Source organism: Brevibacillus brevis, assembly GCF_022026395.1.
Lineage (GTDB): Bacteria > Bacillota > Bacilli > Brevibacillales > Brevibacillaceae > Brevibacillus.
Window position 1 is genome coordinate 2,397,462 of sequence record NZ_CP041767.1, and the last position, 19,542, is coordinate 2,417,003.

The 19,542-nt window shown below is 44.4% G+C and carries 19 protein-coding genes; 13 read left to right on the forward strand and 6 right to left on the reverse strand.

Annotated features, from left to right (window positions below; translation table 11 throughout):
* Positions 1-31 precede the first annotated feature (31 nt).
* Together ftsW and FO446_RS11820 are read right to left on the reverse strand one after the other, a co-directional pair.
* Positions 32-1,201: a putative lipid II flippase FtsW gene (gene ftsW, locus FO446_RS11815; protein ID WP_221867175.1), complete on the reverse strand. Its 1,170-nt coding sequence runs from the start codon at positions 1,199-1,201 to the stop codon at positions 32-34.
* 67 nt (positions 1,202-1,268) lie between these two features.
* On the reverse strand, positions 1,269-1,613 hold the full coding sequence (locus FO446_RS11820) for a YugN family protein (RefSeq protein ID WP_221867174.1): 345 nt from the start codon (positions 1,611-1,613) through the stop codon (positions 1,269-1,271).
* A gap of 151 nt (positions 1,614-1,764) precedes the next feature.
* Here FO446_RS11820 and FO446_RS11825 point away from each other — a divergent pair, with 151 nt between their 5' ends.
* The 9 genes from FO446_RS11825 to FO446_RS11865 all read left to right on the forward strand — a co-directional run bounded on the left by FO446_RS11825 (position 1,765) and on the right by FO446_RS11865 (position 11,705).
* Complete coding sequence (locus FO446_RS11825; RefSeq protein WP_173609661.1) at positions 1,765-2,205, forward strand: CBS domain-containing protein; 441 nt, start codon at positions 1,765-1,767, stop codon at positions 2,203-2,205.
* 115 nt (positions 2,206-2,320) lie between these two features.
* Entirely contained in the window at positions 2,321-3,358 is a 1,038-nt protein-coding gene (locus FO446_RS11830) for a MerR family transcriptional regulator (RefSeq protein WP_232773142.1), read from the forward strand.
* A 528-nt stretch (positions 3,359-3,886) separates the two neighbouring features.
* Positions 3,887-4,597 carry a thermonuclease family protein gene (locus FO446_RS11835; protein WP_221867171.1) on the forward strand — a complete coding sequence of 237 codons (711 nt, stop codon included), beginning with the start codon at positions 3,887-3,889 and terminating at the stop codon, positions 4,595-4,597.
* A 210-nt stretch (positions 4,598-4,807) separates the two neighbouring features.
* On the forward strand, positions 4,808-5,128 hold the full coding sequence (locus tag FO446_RS11840; RefSeq protein WP_229088035.1) for a hypothetical protein: 321 nt from the start codon (positions 4,808-4,810) through the stop codon (positions 5,126-5,128).
* Between the two features lie 195 nt (positions 5,129-5,323).
* The gene (locus FO446_RS11845; protein WP_237900716.1) at positions 5,324-7,774 is read left to right on the forward strand and encodes a bifunctional diguanylate cyclase/phosphodiesterase; all 2,451 of its coding nucleotides are present in this window, start codon (positions 5,324-5,326) and stop codon (positions 7,772-7,774) included.
* Positions 7,775-7,812: 38 nt separating this feature from the next.
* A complete protein-coding gene (locus FO446_RS11850; protein WP_173609656.1) occupies positions 7,813-10,263 on the forward strand; it encodes a bifunctional diguanylate cyclase/phosphodiesterase in 2,451 nt (816 codons plus the stop codon).
* 143 nt (positions 10,264-10,406) lie between these two features.
* Entirely contained in the window at positions 10,407-10,610 is a 204-nt protein-coding gene (gene copZ, locus FO446_RS11855; protein WP_173609655.1) for a copper chaperone CopZ, read from the forward strand.
* A 102-nt stretch (positions 10,611-10,712) separates the two neighbouring features.
* On the forward strand, positions 10,713-11,339 hold the full coding sequence (locus tag FO446_RS11860) for an NAD(P)/FAD-dependent oxidoreductase (RefSeq protein ID WP_173609654.1): 627 nt from the start codon (positions 10,713-10,715) through the stop codon (positions 11,337-11,339).
* 42 nt (positions 11,340-11,381) lie between these two features.
* Positions 11,382-11,705 (forward strand): metal-sensitive transcriptional regulator, encoded by a 324-nt coding sequence (locus FO446_RS11865; RefSeq protein WP_173609653.1) that lies wholly within the window; start codon positions 11,382-11,384, stop codon positions 11,703-11,705.
* Positions 11,706-11,810: 105 nt separating this feature from the next.
* On the opposite strand, the gene FO446_RS11870 is transcribed toward FO446_RS11865, so the two are convergent.
* Positions 11,811-13,141 (reverse strand): IS1182 family transposase gene (locus tag FO446_RS11870; RefSeq protein ID WP_237901043.1). Its coding sequence is split into 2 segments (ribosomal slippage): positions 11,811-12,601 and positions 12,601-13,141, totalling 1,332 coding nucleotides; the frame shifts between segments, so codons are not numbered across the junction.
* A 368-nt stretch (positions 13,142-13,509) separates the two neighbouring features.
* Here FO446_RS11870 and FO446_RS11875 point away from each other — a divergent pair.
* The 4 genes from FO446_RS11875 to FO446_RS11890 all read left to right on the forward strand — a co-directional run bounded on the left by FO446_RS11875 (position 13,510) and on the right by FO446_RS11890 (position 15,573).
* Complete coding sequence (locus FO446_RS11875; RefSeq protein WP_237901059.1) at positions 13,510-14,370, forward strand: cupredoxin domain-containing protein; 861 nt, start codon at positions 13,510-13,512, stop codon at positions 14,368-14,370.
* A gap of 115 nt (positions 14,371-14,485) precedes the next feature.
* Positions 14,486-14,713: a spore coat associated protein CotJA gene (locus FO446_RS11880; RefSeq protein ID WP_173609652.1), complete on the forward strand. Its 228-nt coding sequence runs from the start codon at positions 14,486-14,488 to the stop codon at positions 14,711-14,713.
* On the forward strand, positions 14,710-14,982 hold the full coding sequence (locus FO446_RS11885) for a spore coat protein CotJB (protein WP_173609651.1): 273 nt from the start codon (positions 14,710-14,712) through the stop codon (positions 14,980-14,982). The genes FO446_RS11880 and FO446_RS11885 overlap by 4 nt, the downstream gene beginning before the upstream one ends.
* Before the next feature lie 21 nt (positions 14,983-15,003).
* Positions 15,004-15,573: a manganese catalase family protein gene (locus tag FO446_RS11890; RefSeq protein ID WP_007725798.1), complete on the forward strand. Its 570-nt coding sequence runs from the start codon at positions 15,004-15,006 to the stop codon at positions 15,571-15,573.
* Positions 15,574-15,650: 77 nt separating this feature from the next.
* On the opposite strand, the gene FO446_RS11895 is transcribed toward FO446_RS11890, so the two are convergent.
* The 3 genes from FO446_RS11895 to FO446_RS11905 all read right to left on the reverse strand — a co-directional run bounded on the left by FO446_RS11895 (position 15,651) and on the right by FO446_RS11905 (position 19,405).
* Positions 15,651-16,781 (reverse strand): copper amine oxidase N-terminal domain-containing protein, encoded by a 1,131-nt coding sequence (locus tag FO446_RS11895; protein WP_229088215.1) that lies wholly within the window; start codon positions 16,779-16,781, stop codon positions 15,651-15,653.
* Between the two features lie 76 nt (positions 16,782-16,857).
* Positions 16,858-17,673: a copper amine oxidase N-terminal domain-containing protein gene (locus tag FO446_RS11900; protein WP_221867169.1), complete on the reverse strand. Its 816-nt coding sequence runs from the start codon at positions 17,671-17,673 to the stop codon at positions 16,858-16,860.
* 64 nt (positions 17,674-17,737) lie between these two features.
* Complete coding sequence (locus tag FO446_RS11905; RefSeq protein WP_173609648.1) at positions 17,738-19,405, reverse strand: ribonuclease J; 1,668 nt, start codon at positions 19,403-19,405, stop codon at positions 17,738-17,740.
* Positions 19,406-19,542: the final 137 nt, after the last annotated feature.

Sequence of the window (19,542 nt, forward strand, 5' to 3'; positions counted from 1 at the left end):
GGACGCATCCGGTATCCCTTTTGTTTGTTTTTTACATGGCATATGGCTGTTTTTGTAATTGCTCTTCTACCTTCTGGCGACTGACTTCCCGCGATATACTGAGTAAAAAGCCAGTGGCGAGCAGACATACGAGTAAGGAGGAACCACCATAACTGATAAAGGGCAATGGTACACCTGTCAAAGGAATCAAACCCGTCACTCCGCCGATGTTTAAGATCGCCTGAATGGCAAACATGCTGACAACACCGATACCTGCCAGACTGGCAAAGGTGTCTTTTACGCGCAGACAAATATGGATGCCTCGCAGCAGGAAAAGCAAGAAAATCAAGAGGAACACCGAGGCACCGATAAAACCAAGCTCTTCTGTCATGATCGAGAAAATAAAATCGGTATGTCTCTCGGGCAAATACAAATACTTTTGAATGCTTTTCCCAAAGCCTGTCCCAGTCAGACCGCCATGTGCAATCGCAATCCAGGATTGAATAATGTTGTAGCCGGTGCCATCCATATCACTCCACGGATTGAGGTACGAGTAAATCCGATTCAAGGCATGGGGCTTTGCTGTGATGTATACCAATAGAGCAACAGTCACAGCTGGTGCACCGAGACCGACCAGTTGACGGATTTTGGCTCCACCGCAGATCATGACAATCAAAGCGCACCCGAGCAAGATGGCGGCAGAACCGAGGTCAGGCTGGACTACAATCATCATAAAAAACATCCCCGTTACCATCAGTGGGGGCATCAAACCAGATTTCAGCTTTTGAATCCCGTCCCCTTTTTTGGAGATGATCGCTGCCAAGTACAGAATAAGGCCAAGCTTGGCAAACTCCGCAGGCTGTATAGTTGCAGAACCGATTTCAAACCACGATCGAGCTCCGTTTACTTCCTTACCAATACCTGGAACAAGGACCAGGAGCAAAGAAAAGAAGCTGACGAGCGCAATCAATAAGAAGTTTCTCTTATAAAAGGAGAAGGGAATGTTCATGGCCACCAGCATCCCAACGACACCGAGCAGCAAGAAAACAGATTGACGCTTCACGAAATAAAGCTCATCTCCGCCACAATAATCACAGCCGCCGCTTGTAAAGCTCGTCAACGCGAAAATGGAGCTGGAGCTAAGTACCATGGTTATCCCAAACCCAACAAGTAGGGCGGTCAAAAACAGGAGCAAGAAGTCAGGTACGCCCCTCGTCTTCATAAAAATAACCCCCCTCTACGTGAAACAGAGAGGGGATTCCTCTCTGTACACCGTGCCATTTCATTTTTTAGTGTGAGGACAGCTTTTCACCCAGCATTTGCAGCTTCAACTTCGCTGTTTTTACAACGGAGTCTGGCATTGGGTAATCGTAGTCCAGACCGTGTGGGAAAAGATGTTTGCCCATGTAAGGATCTTCGAGCTTCAGGACTGCGTGCGTATCCTCAAGTTTGCCTTCTGTCACGGTCGCTTCGATGCGCAGGTAAAAGACGTTGCCTTTATCTTGGATTTTATAATCGTATGTAGCATGCTTGTAATCCCAAGCGCCGCGATCAAAGCCGAGTTCGCTCATATAATGCTCCAGATCGGCGAAAAAGACTTCTTTCGTGCCAATACCCGTGTCCTTAATGACCATTCTTTTTCCTCCTAAAAATGGGTGAGATATTCACTTATTAATCATAGTCTGTTTTTGGAAGAAGCGCAATATATCATACTCTTTCTTGCGAATGAAACGATAGATGAGCGGACAAACTACAATCGTTGATTAGCAAAAGGAGGAGAATGAAATGGCAAAGCTGGAAAATCGCACTCTGCGCGAAATTATGACAAAAGATGTCGCTACTGTGACGCTTAAGGATAATGTGTATGAAGTGGCTTGCAAAATGCGCGATTGGAATGTAGGGGTCATTCCGGTTGTAGATGAAAAAAATGATGTGATCGGCGTGATTACGGATCGTGATATTGTGATTCGCGGTTTGGCTGAAAAGCATGAAGGATCGACTGCAACCGAGGTTGTCATGACCCGAGACATTATTCTCGGTCAGCCAGGAATGACGGTTGATGAAGCGGCAAAGGTGATGGCTCAGCATCAAATTCGTCGCCTGCCCGTTGTCGAGCATGGCAAGCTGGTCGGAATTGTGGCGTTGGCAGATATGGCTGTTCGTCAAGTCCACCACGATGAGGCGAGTGACGCTCTCCAACAAATTTCTGAGCCGGCGCCACATTAATAAGTATAGAAATGAGCTGTCGGGAGGAATCCGGCAGCTTTTTTTCTTTCTAACTGTACATTCACGCTGCGTCAAGGTTTATGATAAGAAAAGAATGATACAGGGAGAGAGTTCCATGCAAATCAAAGACATGGCCCATCGCTTGCAAATAACCCCGCGTGCGATTCGATATTATGAAGAAAAAGGGCTAATCAAGCCATCGAAAGCAGATGCATCCGGTTATCGCCAGTTCACAGAGGAAGATGTCTGGAGACTGCAAACCATCATTACACTGCGCGAGGTCGGGATGGCGGTAGAAGACATTCGGGAGCTTCTGATTCAAATGAAGGATCAGGAAGGCACTCTTCTCCATTATTTAGAGCTGCAGCGTTCGTTTATGTATACAAGATGGGTAGAAATGAGCAAGGTCATCCAAACGACAGAAGCGATGATTGAGCGGATAAAGGGTAGAGAGTCGATTGATCCAGCAGAGCTGTTTACATTGGCAGAGGCGAACAAGCGATTAAAGCAGACTCGGGATAACTGGGTGGATCGATGGAATTTTAATGAATGGGCGGACCGATACGACGAATGGGTACATGGCGGGAATGGTCACGAATCTTACGAAAACGTGCTGGATGAAGTCGTTGCGACAGTTGCAGTCAAACCGGGAGAATGTGGCCTAGATGCCGGAACGGGAACTGGAAACCTCGCAGGGCGTCTTGTGAAAAAAGGAGCCAGGATGAGCGGGTTCGACCAATCACCGCAAATGCTGAAGCAATGCAGAGCGAAACACCCAGAGGTCGAGACGAAGCTGGGAACCTTTTTCGCCTTTCCGTTTTTAGAAAATCGGTTTGACTTTGTGGCTACGAGTTACGCCTTGCACCATTTGACGGATGATCAAAAGCAGCTTGCCTTGGCGGAATGTCGTCGTGTATTAAAACCAGGGGGACGCTTGGTCATTGCCGATTTGATGTTTGTGGATCAGGCACATAGACAAGCGCATCTTGTTGCACTAGAGGAGGCTGGCCATACGAGCGTGATAGCAGATATTCAGGACCGCTGCTATGCTGATCGCTCTCGGTTGCTACAGGAGCTTGTTCATCTTGGTTTTACGAATGAAGTCAGACAGCTAGGTACCTATACGCATTTGATCCTGTCTACTAGTAAGTAGTACATTCTTGTTGAGGTTTTTTAAAAGTCGTCTGTCGAACACGCATTTCACTTTTGGGCTCTTCCACCTACTGGCACGCGTCTAGCCTTTTGCATAGGCTGTAGCGAGAAGGAAAGGAGGACTCCACCATGGGTCTGTTCGACGGTTTTTTTGATCGCGAGAACGAGGAATTTATATGGATTATTATTGTCGTGGTCGTCCTGTTGTTCTTGTTTAGTGCCGATCGTGACTAAAATCTGGACGTATAAACAAAACGACCTTGCGCGAAGGTCGTTTTTTTCGTTACCCAAAATGGACTTCTTTATCCAACACATACTCGAGCGGTGGCAGTTCTCGTGGCGCTGCGTAGGGGGGCAAGGAGAAGCCAACACTATCGAGTTGATCGGGAAGGGGAGAATCGCTCCCTTTTCATTTTCATTATTTTACCAAAAGTCTTGAGTGTTTGTACTTTTTTCTCTCCTATTGACCTGCGCGGGCAAATCCACTACGCTGGAAAACAATGCAACATAGAAGAGGAGAAGGAAGTCTATGAAACGATTTGCAATGTATCTGCTCGCACTGGCTCTTTTGCTATCGGCCTGTGGAGCGTCCGGCAAACCAGAAGCTAACGGAGAGATGGATGCTGTGATCAAACGAGTGGTTGATGGCGATACATTCGAACTGGACAGCGGGGAAAAAGTCCGTATGATTGGCGTAGATACCCCGGAGACAGTGAAACCCAACCATCCAGTCGAACCGTATGGGAAAGAAGCGAGCAATTACTCCAAGGAGCTTTTAACGGGTAAAAAGGTTAAGCTGAAGTTCGATGTCGAGCCCTATGACAAATACAAGCGTTTGCTTGCTTACGTATATTTGGAAGATGGAACCTTTGTCAATGAAAAGCTCGTTCGTGACGGCTACGCCCGGATCATGACGATCCCACCGAATGTAGCCCAAGCAGAGCTGTTCCTGGCAGCCGAGCGTGAGGCGCGGGAGCAGAATCGAGGGCTTTGGGCTTTAGAAGGGCAAAAGGCAGGGGCTTCTAAGGAAAAAGCCAAGCCCCAAAAACAATCCAATAACAATACCGCCGCAGACGCTGCACCACCAGAAGGCAAGACCATCAAGGGCAATGTCAACAGCAAGGGCGAGAAAATCTATCACGTTCCTGGCTCCGCTAGCTATGAGCAAACAAAAGCGGAAATGTGGTTTGCGACGGAGGAAGAAGCCCAGCAAGCAGGTTTTCGGGCGCCAAAACGATAAGACATGCAGGAAACATGAGCCGCATAAATGAAAATGTAAGCCTCGTCTGCCTTGGCAGTAGGGGCTTTTTCCTTGTCGAAAAGAATTTCAGAAATGTTACAGAACGATGTTAATTGATGAAAAAAGGTCAAAAGACCTATGGTAAATGCCGTTACATAAGATAAAGGGATTAGTGAACTTGCCCGCCATTTTTCCCGAATGAAGCACAATTTGCAAGATTTATTAGAACGAGTCTCCTTCCATTCACAACAAGTAGCCGCTTCCTCCGAGGAATTGACAGCAACGAGCATGGAGCATGCGATCAGCTCATCCATTGAAGCGAACAAAACAGCAACAGAAGGGAATGAAGTGGTTGCCAAATCTATCGAGCAAATGAATGAGATGAATCAAAGAGTGAGCTCTTCAACTGAAGTGGTCAATATGCTCGGCGAAAAATCAAAAGAAGTCGGTTCAATCGTTTCGATTATTACGAAAATCGCGAGTCAAACGAATCTCGAAAAGAACACAAGAAATGTCAGGACAAATCAATAAAGCCAATTACGGAACGGTTTCCGTCGTGGAATTTTCAGAGGGAATTGCTCATGTTTCAAGAATGGTGGCGGAGAACAAACAGCTTCTATGGAACAGATTACAACCGCTTCTAGTACACTCGCCGAAATGGCAGAAGAGCTGCAGCATTCCATTCGTAAGTTTCAATTGTAATGCGAGAACAGGCGGGGGTGCCATGTGTTTAATCAAATCAGAGATGTAAAGTATGCATTATCTGCATTGGAAGAGTCATCTGTTATTTCGATAACAGATGAAAAAGGAATCATCACCTACGTCAATCACAACTTCTGTCAAATATCCAAGTTTAGTAGAGAGGAATTAATCGGAAAAAACCATAACATCGTCGATTCCGGTTTCCATTCGAGAAACTATTTTAAATCGCTATGGGATACCATCAGCCTAGGAAAAGTGTGGAAAGGCGAGATGAAAAATCGGGCAAAGGACGGTACGGAATACTGGCTTAGCATGACGTTAGTGCCGTTCATGAACGACAGTGGTTTCCTTTATCAGTACGTGGCAATTGGGACGGACATCACGAAACGAAAGCAGATGGAAGAGTCTCTTTCAAAGACGATGAAGGACTTGCACGATATCAAAAATGCACTTGATGAATCTTCGATTGTAGCGATTACAGACGATAAAGGCGTCATTACTTATGTAAATGACAAGTTTTGTGAAATCTCCAGATACGAAGTGGATGAATTGGTTGGAAATACACATCGGGTCATTAACTCATGCTATCATTCCAAGTCGTTTTTTAAATTGATGTGGGAAACGATCAAGCAAGGACGAGTCTGGAAGGGCGAAGTGAAGAACCGCGCCAAAAACGGCAGTGAATACTGGATGAATACGACCATCGTGCCATTTTTAGACGACCGGGGAGTTCCGTATCAATATGTTTCGATCCGTACGGATATTACCGACCGGATTGAAGCAGAGGCAGCATTGGCAGAAGCATTGCAGAACGATTTTCGCAGGACGGTCCAAAACTTGCAAAACTGCGTGTTCAAGATCGTAACAGATCCAAAAGGAAACATCACCTATACCTTGTGTGAAGGGAAAATTGCCGAAGAGCTCGGGCTAACGTCTGAGAGGATGTTGAGAAAAACATCGTATGAAATCTTTCCATATGAGGTAGCGGAGCAAATGGAAAGCTATTTTCGCAGAGCATTTGCTGGTGAGTCTGTTACCTTCGAACTGAAACTATCCGGAAATGATTATTACATTACATTGTCGCCTATTGAGGAAAACGGAGAGATCGTGGAAATGGTAGGCTCCATGATTGACATCACCGAGAGAAAAAAGGCAGAAGAAACGATTCGCTACATGGCCCATTACGATTCCTTAACCAATCTGCCTAATCGAACGCTTTTTCATGAAAAACTGGCTGAGGCCATGCTCAAGGCAAAACAAAAAAATGAGAAAATCGGCGTCATGTTCATCGATTTGGATCGTTTCAAAAACATCAATGACACGCTTGGCCACTCCATTGGGGATGTCCTTTTACAAGCAGTAGCAAATCGTCTCATCGGTTGTTTGCGAAAAGAAGATTCTGTTTCTCGACTAGGTGGAGATGAGTTCGCCATCTTTCTCACAGGTGTCTCACACAAGGAGGCTGGTGAAATTGCGCAGCGAATCATCACGAGCATGTCAGAATCGATTACGTTAGACCATATCGAAATCTTTATCACACCAAGTATCGGCATCAGCATGTATCCGGATGATGGAGACGATATCGAAGCGCTACTGAAGCATGCAGACGCAGCCATGTATTTGGCAAAAGAGCAAGGAAAAAATAATTATCAATTTTTCTCGGAGGAGCTGCATCAGGTTTTAGCTAAAAAGCTACAGCTTGAAAGAGAATTGCGAAAAGCTCTGGATGAGAAACAATTTACACTGCACTACCAACCGAAGATTCATTTGCACACCGGCAAGATTATCGGCATGGAGGCGCTGATTCGTTGGGAACATCCAGACCTTGGTCTCATCCCACCAATTCAATTTATCCCGATCGCAGAAGAAACAGGCTTAATCGTTCCACTTGGGGAATGGGTAATGCGAACGGCATGCCAGCAAACAAAAGTGTGGCAAGAAGCAGGCTATACAGAACTGGCTGTTGCAGTGAATATATCCTTACGCCAATTTATGCAAAACAACCTCATTGAGATGATTACCTCAATCCTTGAAGAAACAGGCTTATCACCGCAATACTTAGAGCTGGAAATCACGGAAAGCATGGCGCTAAATGTAGACTATACGATACGGATTTTGAATCGGTTGAAAGGTCTTGGGATTAGCATCAGTATCGATGATTTCGGGACGGGCTACAGTTCTTTGAGCTATCTAAGTCAATTTCCGATCGACCGGCTCAAAATCGATCAATCCTTTGTCCGGAATTTGAATCCACGGAATCAAGCGATTATAAAAACGATCATCGACATGGCACACAACATGAAAATTGCCGTTATTGCAGAGGGCGTAGAAACACACGAACATGTTGAATTTCTAAAGGAACAAATGTGTAATGAAGTCCAAGGGTACTTTTACAGTAAGCCGCTGCCCACGAAAGAAATCGATTCCTTTTTGCAGGTAAATCGTTATGGGGAATCAGGCAGCATGGTTAAGTGAGACCATCGAGATTAACAAAAGGAAAGCGGTGAACGAGCTTGGATCACCAGATACATGGAACGTACGACAGTTTCCTTGTGATACTATCTTATTTAATCGCGGTTGCAGCTTCTTTTTCTGCTCTCAACCTGGCAGCCAGAGTGAGTAAAAGTAAGGGGAAGCATCAGCTACTCTGGTTGATTTTTGGTGCCACAACGATGGGGCTTGGAATCTGGTCCATGCATTTTGTCGGAATGCTGGCACTTACCCTCCCCATTAAGGTTTTGTATGACATGGAGTATGTCGTCCTATCCGTCATCCTTGCTATTTTTGTCTCAAGCATAGCCTTGTTTACCGTCACGAAAAGCAACTTACATGCGAGACAGCTAGGTATCGCGGGAATTCTTATGGCTGCTGGAATATCTGGGATGCATTACGTTGGAATGGCCGCGATGATTATTGAAATTACATACGATATGTGGATCGTCATTTTATCCATTATCATCGCAGCGACTGCTTCGGCAGCGGCACTTTGGCTCTTGTTTTACTTTCGCCGTGATCAGGCAAAATACGCGTATTTATACAAATTGGGCAGCTCACTCATAATGGGAGCAGCAATCGCGGGCATGCATTACACCGGGATGGTTGCAGCGCATTTCTACGTTACAGAACTGCCGACAACAGAAGTGGAAACGCAGATTGAGCCGGAGACCTTGGCCTATATCATTGTCTTGGCCACCTTTTTACTGATCGGCATTACATTGTTCGGCTTGTTTATTAACAAACGACTCTCGCAAAAAGATACGGTCATTCAGGAAAGTGAAAGCTGGTATCGTTCCCTTTATAAAAATAATGAGTACGGGATTATTTCCTTAGATACAGGCGGATGTATTATCAAAATGAACCCAGCTGTTACGAAGATTGGTGGATTGCGGGAGGAAGAATTCATTAATCAACACGTATCGAAAATTGGCATGCATATTGTAGAGGAGAAAAGGGACATCACCAAAGATTCTTTTGCCCAGTCTTTTCAGCCCAATCGGAATAATTTTGAGACGACCATTTTTCATCCGAACGGAAATCGCGTAGAGTTGAGTGTACTCAATGTCCCGGTTGAGATTGAAGGAGAAGTGGTGGGGAATCACATCATTGTGAAGGATATTACCGAAGAGAATCGCGTGAAAGAAAAAATCAGATATTTAGCTTATCACGATGAGCTGACCGACTTGCCGAACCGAAGAAAGTTTAATCAAGTTCTTCATCAATCCATTGAAAAAAGCAGCCAAGATTTATCGAGCTTTGCCATCATGGTTATCGACATCGATCGTTTCAAAATGATCAATGATTCCTTGGGTCACTCCTACGGCGATATCTTTTTGCAGGGGGTCAGCGACAGAATTGCAAAGAGTGCGGAAGGGTACCACGCCACAATTGCCCGGATGGGTGGAGATGAATTTACCATCCTTTGCGAAACAGGAGCGGACCGCAGGGAAGCGGCGAGTTTAGCGGATAAGATCATTGAAGCGTTGAAACAGCCATTCTCGCTAAAAGACAGTGAGTTTTACATATCAGCGAGTATCGGAACGGCAATCTTCCCAGACCATGGAACGGATGCTGTCGCGCTACTCAAAAAAGCGGATACGGCCATGTACGAGGTGAAAAAACAGGGGAAAAATGGTCATCTGTTCTACACGCCCGAATTTGACGTCCAATTGCTGGAAAATATTGAAATAGAACGTGATCTAAGAAAAGCAATTGAACGAAAAGAGCTGGTGGTGTACTACCAACCTCAATTTCATTCGGAAAGTAATCGCATGATCGGAGTGGAGGCTCTCGTCAGGTGGAATCATCCTACCAAAGGGATGCTTTCACCAGGAGTGTTTATCCCTATTGCTGAAGAGACAGGGTTGATCTATGAGATTGGTACATGGGTGCTTCGCGAAGCGTGCAGGCAAATGAAGCAGTGGCATGATGGAGGGGGACCGTTGATACCCGTTTCCGTCAACTTGTCCTCCCATCAATTTCACCAACGGAACCTCGTCCAGTACATCAAAAATATCCTCGAGGAAACCAAGCTTGCCCCGCACTTTTTGGAGCTGGAAATCACGGAGAGCATGATGATGGATCCGGCAGTATCGATCAGTATCCTGCAAGAGTTAAACAAAATCGGAACGAGAATTAGCTTGGATGATTTTGGAACCGGTTACAGCTCATTGAGCTATTTGAAAAAGTTTCCGATTCACAAGCTAAAGATTGACCGCTCCTTCATAACAGACCTGTCTCGAAATGAAAACGATAAAGCCATTGTGGCCACCATCATTTCGATGGCAAAGCATCTGAAATTGGATGTGATTGCAGAAGGCATTGAAACGAAGGATCAGCTGGATATTTTAACCGAAAATCATTGCAAGGAAATTCAAGGGTACTATTACAGTCGCCCATTATCAGCGAATGAGGTGGAGCAAGTGTTTTTTGTTCCCATAAGAACGCATCTCAGCCAAGAAGCGTAAGCAAATAACTCCCTGTCTTAAATAGATGGGGAGCTTTTTTAAATGTACACAGCAGGAAATGTAAATTTGGGTATTGTATACCCTACGGGGGTATTGTAAAATGTAATCGAGATAAGTTTCCCAAAAACAAAGGAGGATGTAAAATGAATGTCACTTTGAACGTACAAGGAATGTCCTGCAATCACTGCGTTATCTCTATAGAAGGTGCTCTACAAAAACTGGAAGGGGTTAGCAAAGCAACGGTAAGCCTTGCTGACAATCAGGTAAGCGTGACTTTTGATGAATCTGTTGTTTCGCTGGAAAATGTGAAAGAGACGATTGAAGATCAAGGATACGATGTCGTATAAGCAAAAGTTGCGGGAAAGGCTGTGATTGTAGAATTGCAGCCTTTCGTATATCGATCAGTTGACCGAATATTACAAATCCAGATAGTGTAGGAGGAATGCTTTTTGAAGCGTGTACAGTTTGCCGTAAGTCCAGAAATTCGTGTCGGGGGTTCTGTGTTTACTCCTGCAGATATGATGGCAATCGGTCAAATCGTTGGCGAGGATGCCCAACTCGAACTTTCGATCTTTCAGCAGCTTATAGTCGAGATGAATGAAGAGAAGGCGGAGGCTGCCAAAAATGCGCTGCGTGACAAAGGCTTATGCGTGTACGAAACGGGCTCTGTTGTAAAGAATTTGTCAGTCTGTTCTTTTTGCAAAGGAGCGGAGATTGAAGGGCTTATGGCAGCGAGAAATTTAAATGACACGATTGCAGGGATGACCGTTCCTTTTACGATGAGAGTCGGTTATACAGGCTGCCCAAATGCCTGTGGAGAGCCGTTGGTAAAAGATATCGGGATCGTCAAGCGAAAAGAAACCTTTGAAATCTACGTCGGAGGCCAATCGAAAACAATGGAGGCCAGAACAGCCCAGCTCCTGATCGAGCAGGTGAAGGAAGAACAATTATCCACCATCGTCCAAAGCATCATTGCGTTGTATCAGACGCAAGGGAAAAAGAGAGAGAAGTTTTTCAAGTTTGTCGAGCGATTTGGATTGGAGAATGTCCGAAAAGAATTGGGGCTGTCTTCCTGACAGAGATGTGAATATTGTAGGATGATTAGAGGGGGAATCTTATTGTCAAATGCGGAATTGAACATTGTGCAGTCTTGTCATACATCTGATCGAAACAGTCATCATTCAGAAAAAACCAAGCAAAACTTGCAGGCGCGTCTCAATCGGATTGAGGGGCAGATTCGCGGGATTAAGGGCATGGTGGAGAAGGATGCTTATTGTGATGATGTCTTGAATCAAATTGCTGCAGTACAATCTGCCTTAAATTCAGTGGGACGTATCCTTTTGGAAGGACATATGAAATCGTGTGTGATTGAGCGCATCCAAGAAGGGGACAGTGCAGTCATTGACGAGCTGTTAACCACGATGAATAAGCTGATGAAATAAAAAGCTTCAGAAATGAAGCTTCAGACTGAAGAGAAACCCCCATTTTGGGGATTTCTTTTTGGTATTGTTCCAGCACGAAGTGCTGAAAAAGAGGATAGCCTGCACCTAACTTGCTTTCGCTAGGTGTAGTGCTATCTTTTTAATGTTTTGAACTGTTGCTGTCATCAATACCTGCTCTTGGACATTTTCACGTCCGCGTAACCTACAATAGCGAAGCCCATGCAGTTCTTTAGCATCTGCAAAGCTTCGCTCTATGGTTTGGTATCTTAATCTATACAAATATTTCCCTGATTTACTTAAACGGTTCTGTCGAACCCATTCCTTACTCTCTTCCCAAACGTGCCTGCTTATCACCTTTTGGTGATTTTTAGATCGGGTACACTCAGTAAGCCTTGGACAAGTTTTACAAATTTCTTTATTGGACTTATACATCCTGTATCCGTTTCGATCAGTAGTCGAATAAGTAAGCTTATGTTTTTGAGGGCATATGTACACATCGGACTCCAGAGCATATTTAAAACGCCATTTAGCAAAAAGGCCTTTAACAGGTGTAAAGGCACGATGACCGATGACAGCAAATACATTTATATCGTGAAGTGCCTTGCAGATTGGAGTAGTTAAGTAACCAGCATCTAATGCAATTGCTTCAATTGTATCCTTAAACCCAAACTTCTCGATTTGGAGATTCAGCCTATCTATGTAAGGAACGGAATCATGGACATTGCCAGCAGTGACATGGACATCGGTAATAATATTGTACTTATGATCGACGGTCCGGTGATCGAGATAGAAAAAGCCTTCGGGCTTGCTGTCTCGAACCATGTAGCCACTTTCTGGATCAGTAGTACTCACCTTGATTTCCTTTTCTTCCTTCACACCCTCTCTAGGCTTTAATCCTTTTTTCCATGTACTTCGCGGTCTTCATTAATTGCTGCCTCTAAATCTTTGAGATAGGCACGACTCGTTTTCTCGATGACATGCTTCTTAAATTTTCGTTTATTCGCATTTGCTTTAAGATGCGTGGAATCACTTATCAATACACGTCCAGCGACCATTCGATGCTGAATCGCCAAACGCACAATTTCATCAAAAATCTCCTGAAAAACATTTGTATTTTTAAAACGGGTTCGACGATTCCAACTGATTGTTGTGTGATCTGGAACTCGATCTGTTAAAGAAAGGCCAAGAAACCAACGGTAGGCGATATTAGTCTGGATTTCTTTTTCGAGCTGCCTCTCTGAGCGGATACCGTAAAGGTATCCAATGAAAATCATTTTAAATAAAACAATAGGATCAATGGAAGGTCTACCGTTATCCTCGCAATAATATTGACGTACTTTTTCTCGGATGAAAGAGAAATCTATATGTTTTTGGATGACCCTTAATAAATGGTCCTCTGGGACCAATTCATCGAGGCACACAAATTCGTAATGCATTTGCGGATTTTTATCATTGGAGGAAAGCACAATTATCACCTACTGTTAAATGTAATTATAAGAATTATAACAAATTAACGCGGTGTCGCTTTAAAATTAAGTGAAACAAAAATGGCTGTCGACTTTCTCGACAGCCTGAAGCTTCAGAAATGAAGCTTTTTATAATGGAGAAAGCGTGTGACGGTGCAAAATCTGGACAAGTTTTGAAATGAAGCAGGGGATGTTTTTCGCAGTAAAAAGACGAAGACGACGGTCTATGCATGAATTCAACGAGGGTGTCCTTTTCTAGTTCGTTTTGTCCTATTTAGTTGGCGTAGGACATACTTTACAATGAGGGGAATATACTCGGGGGTGGTATCTTGAGCGCGGTGTATCAGGTCCTGATCTACGTCAGTCTCGCTTATGCTTGCTTCACATGGTTTATTTGGCGACGAAAGCAAGGGATCGATCATATGCAAGGCATGATGAGCACGATGTCTGTCAGTATGATAATTGGCCTGATCGGAGGGTTGATCTTCGGCGATGTTTACAAGGGAGACCTTTATGTATCCACTATGTGGGGAATGCTGGCAGGTGGATTGTCTGGTTTTTTGCTAGGCGTTCCATTGTCGATCCTGAGTATTGTAGAAGGAATCTTATCTGGCGTCATGGGCGGGATGATGGGCGCGATGCTGGGAGAAATGGTTCCCGGTGAAAAAGTAGAGCCTCTCCTGTTTGTTTTCGTCATGCTCTATACCGTATGTATGCTACTCGTATCCAAGCTGATTGATTTCAATAAAAAAGAAACGAAGTGGTCTTCCTTTTTTCATCATCCAGCTACCCCAGCTGTGTTGCTGCTTGCCGTCTTCTTCTGGTTTCAATCGTTACCGTTTCCATCTCCGGCGCTTTATGCGACAGAAATCACCCTCACAGCCGTCGACTTTTCCTATAAACCGAACCAATTTACTGTTAAAAAAGATACGGAGATCAAAGTCGTCTTTCAAAATGATGGCAATGTAGAGCACGATATTAAGGTTGCCTCTCATGGAAAAATCGTTACGATTTCAGAATCAAGCAGTGAACATCAGCATGGAGGAATGGTTGAGGGTGTGGTTCACTTGCACGCCAAACCAGGAGAGTCTGTTGAAACAGTGTGGAAGGCATTGGAGGAAGGAAACTATGAATTTTATTGTACGATCCCGGGACACAAAGAAAGCGGCATGATTGGTAGCTTGCAAGTGACGGGATGAAGCAACGGGGGAGGAGAATGCCTTTCTTTTTGGGGTAGCAATCACGCCTACTGGGTGGGCTGCATAGTGTAGTCATGAAGGAAGTGACATTGCAAGTTGGAGGAGGATATTGGCATTGCATTCGCAAACACGCGACTACTTTCCGTACGTTGGTCCCTTCGATCCTTGTCCGCCGATTCGGGTAAAGACATACCAGGTGCCCCCTCAGCTTTTTATGCAGTTTCAGCCGGAGAACTTGCCGCAATACAGCCCGATGGAAGCGTTGAAATTAGGTACGCTATGGCCGGCGCTTTTTAGCCCATATGACCCCAGACTGAGTCATTTAGGGAGGGGAGGCACATGACAGCTGAAAATAGATTTGGCGATGAACAATATTACGCATTGCTTGAACAGTTGCAAGCGATCGACTTCGTGCTGGTAGAGCTAAATCTTTACTTAGATACCCATCCAACCGATCAGAATGCGCTCCAGCAGTTTAACGATTTAACGGAACAACGCTGGGTTTTGGCAAACGAGTATGAGAGGCTGTATGGACCTTTGCAAAATCTTGGCCGCAGCTATTCAGGCTATCCGTGGCAGTGGAATGATGATCCATGGCCTTGGCAAGTTTAGAAGAGAGGGATAACGAAACCGATGTGGATCTATGAAAAAAAACTACAGTATCCGGTTCGTGTCAGTAAGTGCGATGTGAGAATGGCGAAGTATTTGATTGAGCAATACGGAGGAGCAGATGGAGAGCTTGCAGCCGCTTTGCGCTATATGAATCAGCGGTATACAATCCCAAATAAAGTGGTCGGATTATTAACGGATATCGCTACCGAGGAGTTTGCGCATCTCGAGATGATTGCCACGATGGTGTATAAGCTGACCAAAGACGCGACGGTAGAAGAATTGAAGGAAGCCGGTCTGGGTGACCATTACGCCAATCATGATCGGGCGCTCTTTTACAACAATGCCAGTGGTGTACCGTGGACGGCTGCCTACATCGCTGCCAAGGGCGATCCAATCGCTGATTTGTATGAGGATATCGCAGCAGAAGAAAAAGCCCGCGCGACGTATCAATGGCTGATCGACATGACCGACGATGTTGATTTGCAGGACAGCTTGAAGTTTTTGCGGGAGCGGGAAGTCGTCCACTCTATGCGTTTCCGCGAGGCTGTAGAGATTTTGAAGGAAGAGCGGGATGCGAAGAAGATATTTTGAATGTTAAAAAAGAGAGCTGGTGGGCTCTCTTTTTCTAATTTATTCTATCCCATAGCTGGCGAAGGTGATTGAAGTTGTTAATCTTCGCTAAAATCGTATGGGATCACTATAATGGATTTCTGCCCCCATTTATGAACAAAAATAACCTCGCACTCTAACATTTCTGCAACTTCTCGTAACGGGACCACAAGAATGGTATTATTGTGCAGCTTTGCCTTTGCCGATGCAGTAACTGGGTAATTATTGATGATGAATCGATTACTCCCTGCTGGAATGGTAATCCAAATTGCGCTTCCCGGGTAGGTCTCTTTTGTGATTGTTGCGGACTGAGTTGAATCGTCCCATTGAAGAGTAGCACCAAAAGCATCCGCTAAGTCGCGAAGTGGCACATATGTGACATCATTTTCAACCAAGATTAAATCATTAAGCTTTTTATTATTAACTGTCACACTCAGGGCTGTATCTTTATAAGGTGCTGAGTTCTCATGCGTAAAAGAAAACTTTATCGTGAATATATCTTGAAAGCTATTAAACTTAGAATTGATAAAATTCATTGGTATTTGAAAGGATACACGGGCGAATTGCCCCGGTTCTAGCCGCAATGATGAATTGATAACATCGTGATTTGTTTCAGAATAGAAGTGTACCATTCCATTTTGATCGGTTAATGATATTCCCGAGTATTTAAAATTTGAGGCTGTTGCCTCTCCGTGATTAATTAAAATGGTCTTGATGGAGAGAGTGTCCCCGGACGGCCCAAATGTTATTCCTCCTGGTACGATGTCAGGTCTGAGTTCAGCTTTTTTTCCTAATGTAAATGTATACGTTGGTTTTAGATAAGCACCCTCGATTTGTTTGGGATTTGTAACGGAAGGAACAAGATCAAAGTCTACCAATTCAAAAAAGTCATAACCACTAGTACCCGAATCGAGATGATAACTTTCAATGGATTTAGGTTTCGTGCTGATTTTTTGTCCCTGCTTATTGAGCAAATCAATGCTTCCCTTAAGTTCAATAATTTCATAAGGACTGAGATTTCCCCAGTTCAAGTATCCTTGTGCATAGTGACTTCCATCTGGCTTGGTTACAAATTTTACTTCCGTAAATTCGAACAGTAAAGGATTCTTCTCCAATGATGCCAAGGAAACTGGAACCGAAGCAAAGAAAATAAAAAAGCTCGAAAGAAGGCACATAAACAGTTTTGCCATTTTCACCAACTCAAATCACCCCAAGATTGAAAATATCATGTTAGAAAAGCCTTCAGTAAAGAAGGCTTTTCCCTTCTCATCTATAAAGAAGATCATTCGGAATGACGACGATCGTTTTCTGACCCCCTTTATGTTCAAAAACAACATAGTAATCCAGCATTTCTACAATATCTCGTAAAGGTACAACCAGGGTGGTGTTATTGTACAGCTTCGCTTTTCCCGACACAGTAGTTTCGCGACCTTGATCAATAAAGCGATCACTGCCAACCGGTATGACTATTTGTCTATCGTATTCCATGAAGTTGTCTCTCAGGATGAGCGTTGCCGTTTGGGTAGGATCATTCCACTGGATCGTAGCACCAAGAACGTCGGCTAACTCGCGAAGGGAAACATAAGTGACATCATTTTCAACAAAGATTTGTTGCACAAGCTTTTTATTATTTACGGTCACAGTCACTGGTGAGTCGTCTTTATAAGGAGCAGAGTTATCGCGGATAATCAAAATACTAATTTTTTTGATGTCATTTATGTTTTTAAACCTAGAATCAATAAAATCTAAGGGCAGTTCAAATTTTGCTTCTACAAAATGTCCCGGCTCTAGCTTCAACGATGAATTGATAACAGTGTGGCTAGTTTCGGGGTAGAAGTGGTCCATTCCGTTTTTGCCCTCAAATGAGAGACCTGCGTAGCTAAAATTTGTAGCGGTTGCTTCACCTAGATTAAGTAATAGGGCATAAATAAAAAACGTGTTGTTGTCCTCTGATCTTCCATAAATCATTGAATCTACAATGACATTTGCCTTGAGTTCTGCCCCTTCAGACTCTGGAACTGAAGCAAAGAAAATAAAAAAGATTGCAAGAAAGCACGCTAAAAGTCTAACCATTTTCACCATTTCAAATCACCCCAAGATTGAAAATAACATGCTGGAAAAGCCCTCCTAAAAGAAGGCTTTTCCCTCACACATCCATAATAATCGGCAGGATCATGGGTCTGCGCTTTGTTTTGGCATACACGAATTTCCCAATCGATTCCCGCATTCCTTGTTTCAAGCGGTTCCACTGGCTCACATTTGCTTCCTGCAAATTGGTGATCACCTCGGATGCAATGCGAGTCGCTTCTTCCAACAGGCCCTCCGATTCCGGGGCATGGATAAATCCGCGAGAAATAAGGTCAGGACCCGACAAAATCTTGCCGTCGGTTTTGCTGCGCGTCACAACGATCACGAGAATGCCATCTTCCGAAAGATGTTTGCGATCCCGTAATATTCCATTCCCTACATCACCGATTCCTAAACCATCCACCAACGTATTTCCAGCAGGGATTTTTCTTTCCTGCATAGCCACACCGTCCTGAATATCCACGACATCTCCGTTATTCACAATGAAAATGGACTCGAAATCAACGCCGACGGATTCAGCCAACAGACGATGTTGATGGAGCATCCGATACTCGCCGTGAATGGGGATAAAGTATTTTGGCTTCATGAGAGTGAGCATGAGCTTCAATTCTTCCTGGAAGCCATGACCGGATACATGCATACCCGTCCCGGAGCCATAAATAACGTTGGCACCCATGATAAACAAGTTGTCGACGATGCGCGCTACATTTCGTTCATTCCCTGGAATAGGGGATGAAGAGAGGATCACAGTATCGCCGCGTTCTACTTTCACGTGCCGATAGCCGGAGGTCGACAACCGGGATAGAGCAGCCATTGGTTCGCCTTGGCTTCCCGTGCACAGAACAGCAACACGGGCTGGATCGAGCTCGTTTACTTCTTCTACTTCCACCAGCATGTCTTCTGGAATATGCAAATAGCCTTGTTCCGATGCGATTTTGACCACATTGACCATACTTCGACCCAGCAAAGCTAGCTTTCGATTCGTTGCTTCTACGGCATCAATGACTTGTTGGAGACGGTATACATTGGAAGCGAACGTCGAGACAAAGATTTTCTGCTGTGCCTTACTAAATGCCTCTAACAGACGATCGCCTACGTGTTTTTCTGACGGGGTAAAGCCTGGACGCTCCGCATTGGTGCTTTCCGACAACAAAGCCAATACGCCTTTCTGACCGATTTCAGCCATTCTGTGCAAATCGGGGGATTGCTTATGCACCGGCGTTAAATCAAATTTAAAATCACCCGTATGCACAATGGAGCCTGCTTTTGTCTCAAATACAACGCCCAAGCAATCGGGGATGCTATGGTTCGTCTGAAAAAAGCTGATCGAGAGCGAGCCCAATGAAATAGTAGAGTCACGATCGATGGAGATGAGGGTGGACTGATGAAGCAAATTATGCTCCTTCAGCTTTAATTCGATAAGACCTAACGTTAAGCGGGTACCGTACACAGGGACGTTTAGTTGTCGCAAAAAATAAGGAATGCCCCCGATGTGATCCTCATGCCCATGCGTGACAATCAAAGCTCGGACTTTTTCTTGATTTTCCAGCAGATAACTAATGTCCGGTATGATCAGATCAATTCCTAAATAACTCTCATCCGGGAACTTCGAGCCACAATCGATGAGGACAATTTCATCCCCATATTGAATCCCGTACATGTTTTTGCCGATTTCATATACTCCTCCTAAAGCAAAAATGGAAAGAGTTTCATTCGATGTATTCATAAGCAGTCAATGACCTCCCCAAAGCATCTTGTGGTTACTTTTGCCTATTGGAAAGCTGAGTATGTATGGATAGCAGGGGAGGTCATGCAGTAAAAATGGATGAATGAACCAAACAGGAGTCGGGCACACTGGGGTAA

What these genes read in the sequence shown, in the direction of transcription:
- ftsW (WP_221867175.1), bottom strand. Translation starts at nt 1,201, where the DNA reads ATGAAGACGAGGGGCGTACCTGACTTCTTGCTCCTGTTTTTGACCGCC.
- FO446_RS11820 (WP_221867174.1), bottom strand. Translation starts at nt 1,613, where the DNA reads ATGGTCATTAAGGACACGGGTATTGGCACGAAAGAAGTCTTTTTCGCC.
- FO446_RS11825 (WP_173609661.1), top strand. Translation starts at nt 1,765, where the DNA reads ATGGCAAAGCTGGAAAATCGCACTCTGCGCGAAATTATGACAAAAGAT.
- FO446_RS11830 (WP_232773142.1), top strand. Translation starts at nt 2,321, where the DNA reads ATGCAAATCAAAGACATGGCCCATCGCTTGCAAATAACCCCGCGTGCG.
- FO446_RS11835 (WP_221867171.1), top strand. Translation starts at nt 3,887, where the DNA reads ATGAAACGATTTGCAATGTATCTGCTCGCACTGGCTCTTTTGCTATCG.
- copZ (WP_173609655.1), top strand. Translation starts at nt 10,407, where the DNA reads ATGAATGTCACTTTGAACGTACAAGGAATGTCCTGCAATCACTGCGTT.
- FO446_RS11885 (WP_173609651.1), top strand. Translation starts at nt 14,710, where the DNA reads ATGACAGCTGAAAATAGATTTGGCGATGAACAATATTACGCATTGCTT.
- FO446_RS11890 (WP_007725798.1), top strand. Translation starts at nt 15,004, where the DNA reads ATGTGGATCTATGAAAAAAAACTACAGTATCCGGTTCGTGTCAGTAAG.
- FO446_RS11895 (WP_229088215.1), bottom strand. Translation starts at nt 16,781, where the DNA reads ATGGCAAAACTGTTTATGTGCCTTCTTTCGAGCTTTTTTATTTTCTTT.
- FO446_RS11900 (WP_221867169.1), bottom strand. Translation starts at nt 17,673, where the DNA reads ATGGTGAAAATGGTTAGACTTTTAGCGTGCTTTCTTGCAATCTTTTTT.
- FO446_RS11905 (WP_173609648.1), bottom strand. Translation starts at nt 19,405, where the DNA reads ATGAATACATCGAATGAAACTCTTTCCATTTTTGCTTTAGGAGGAGTA.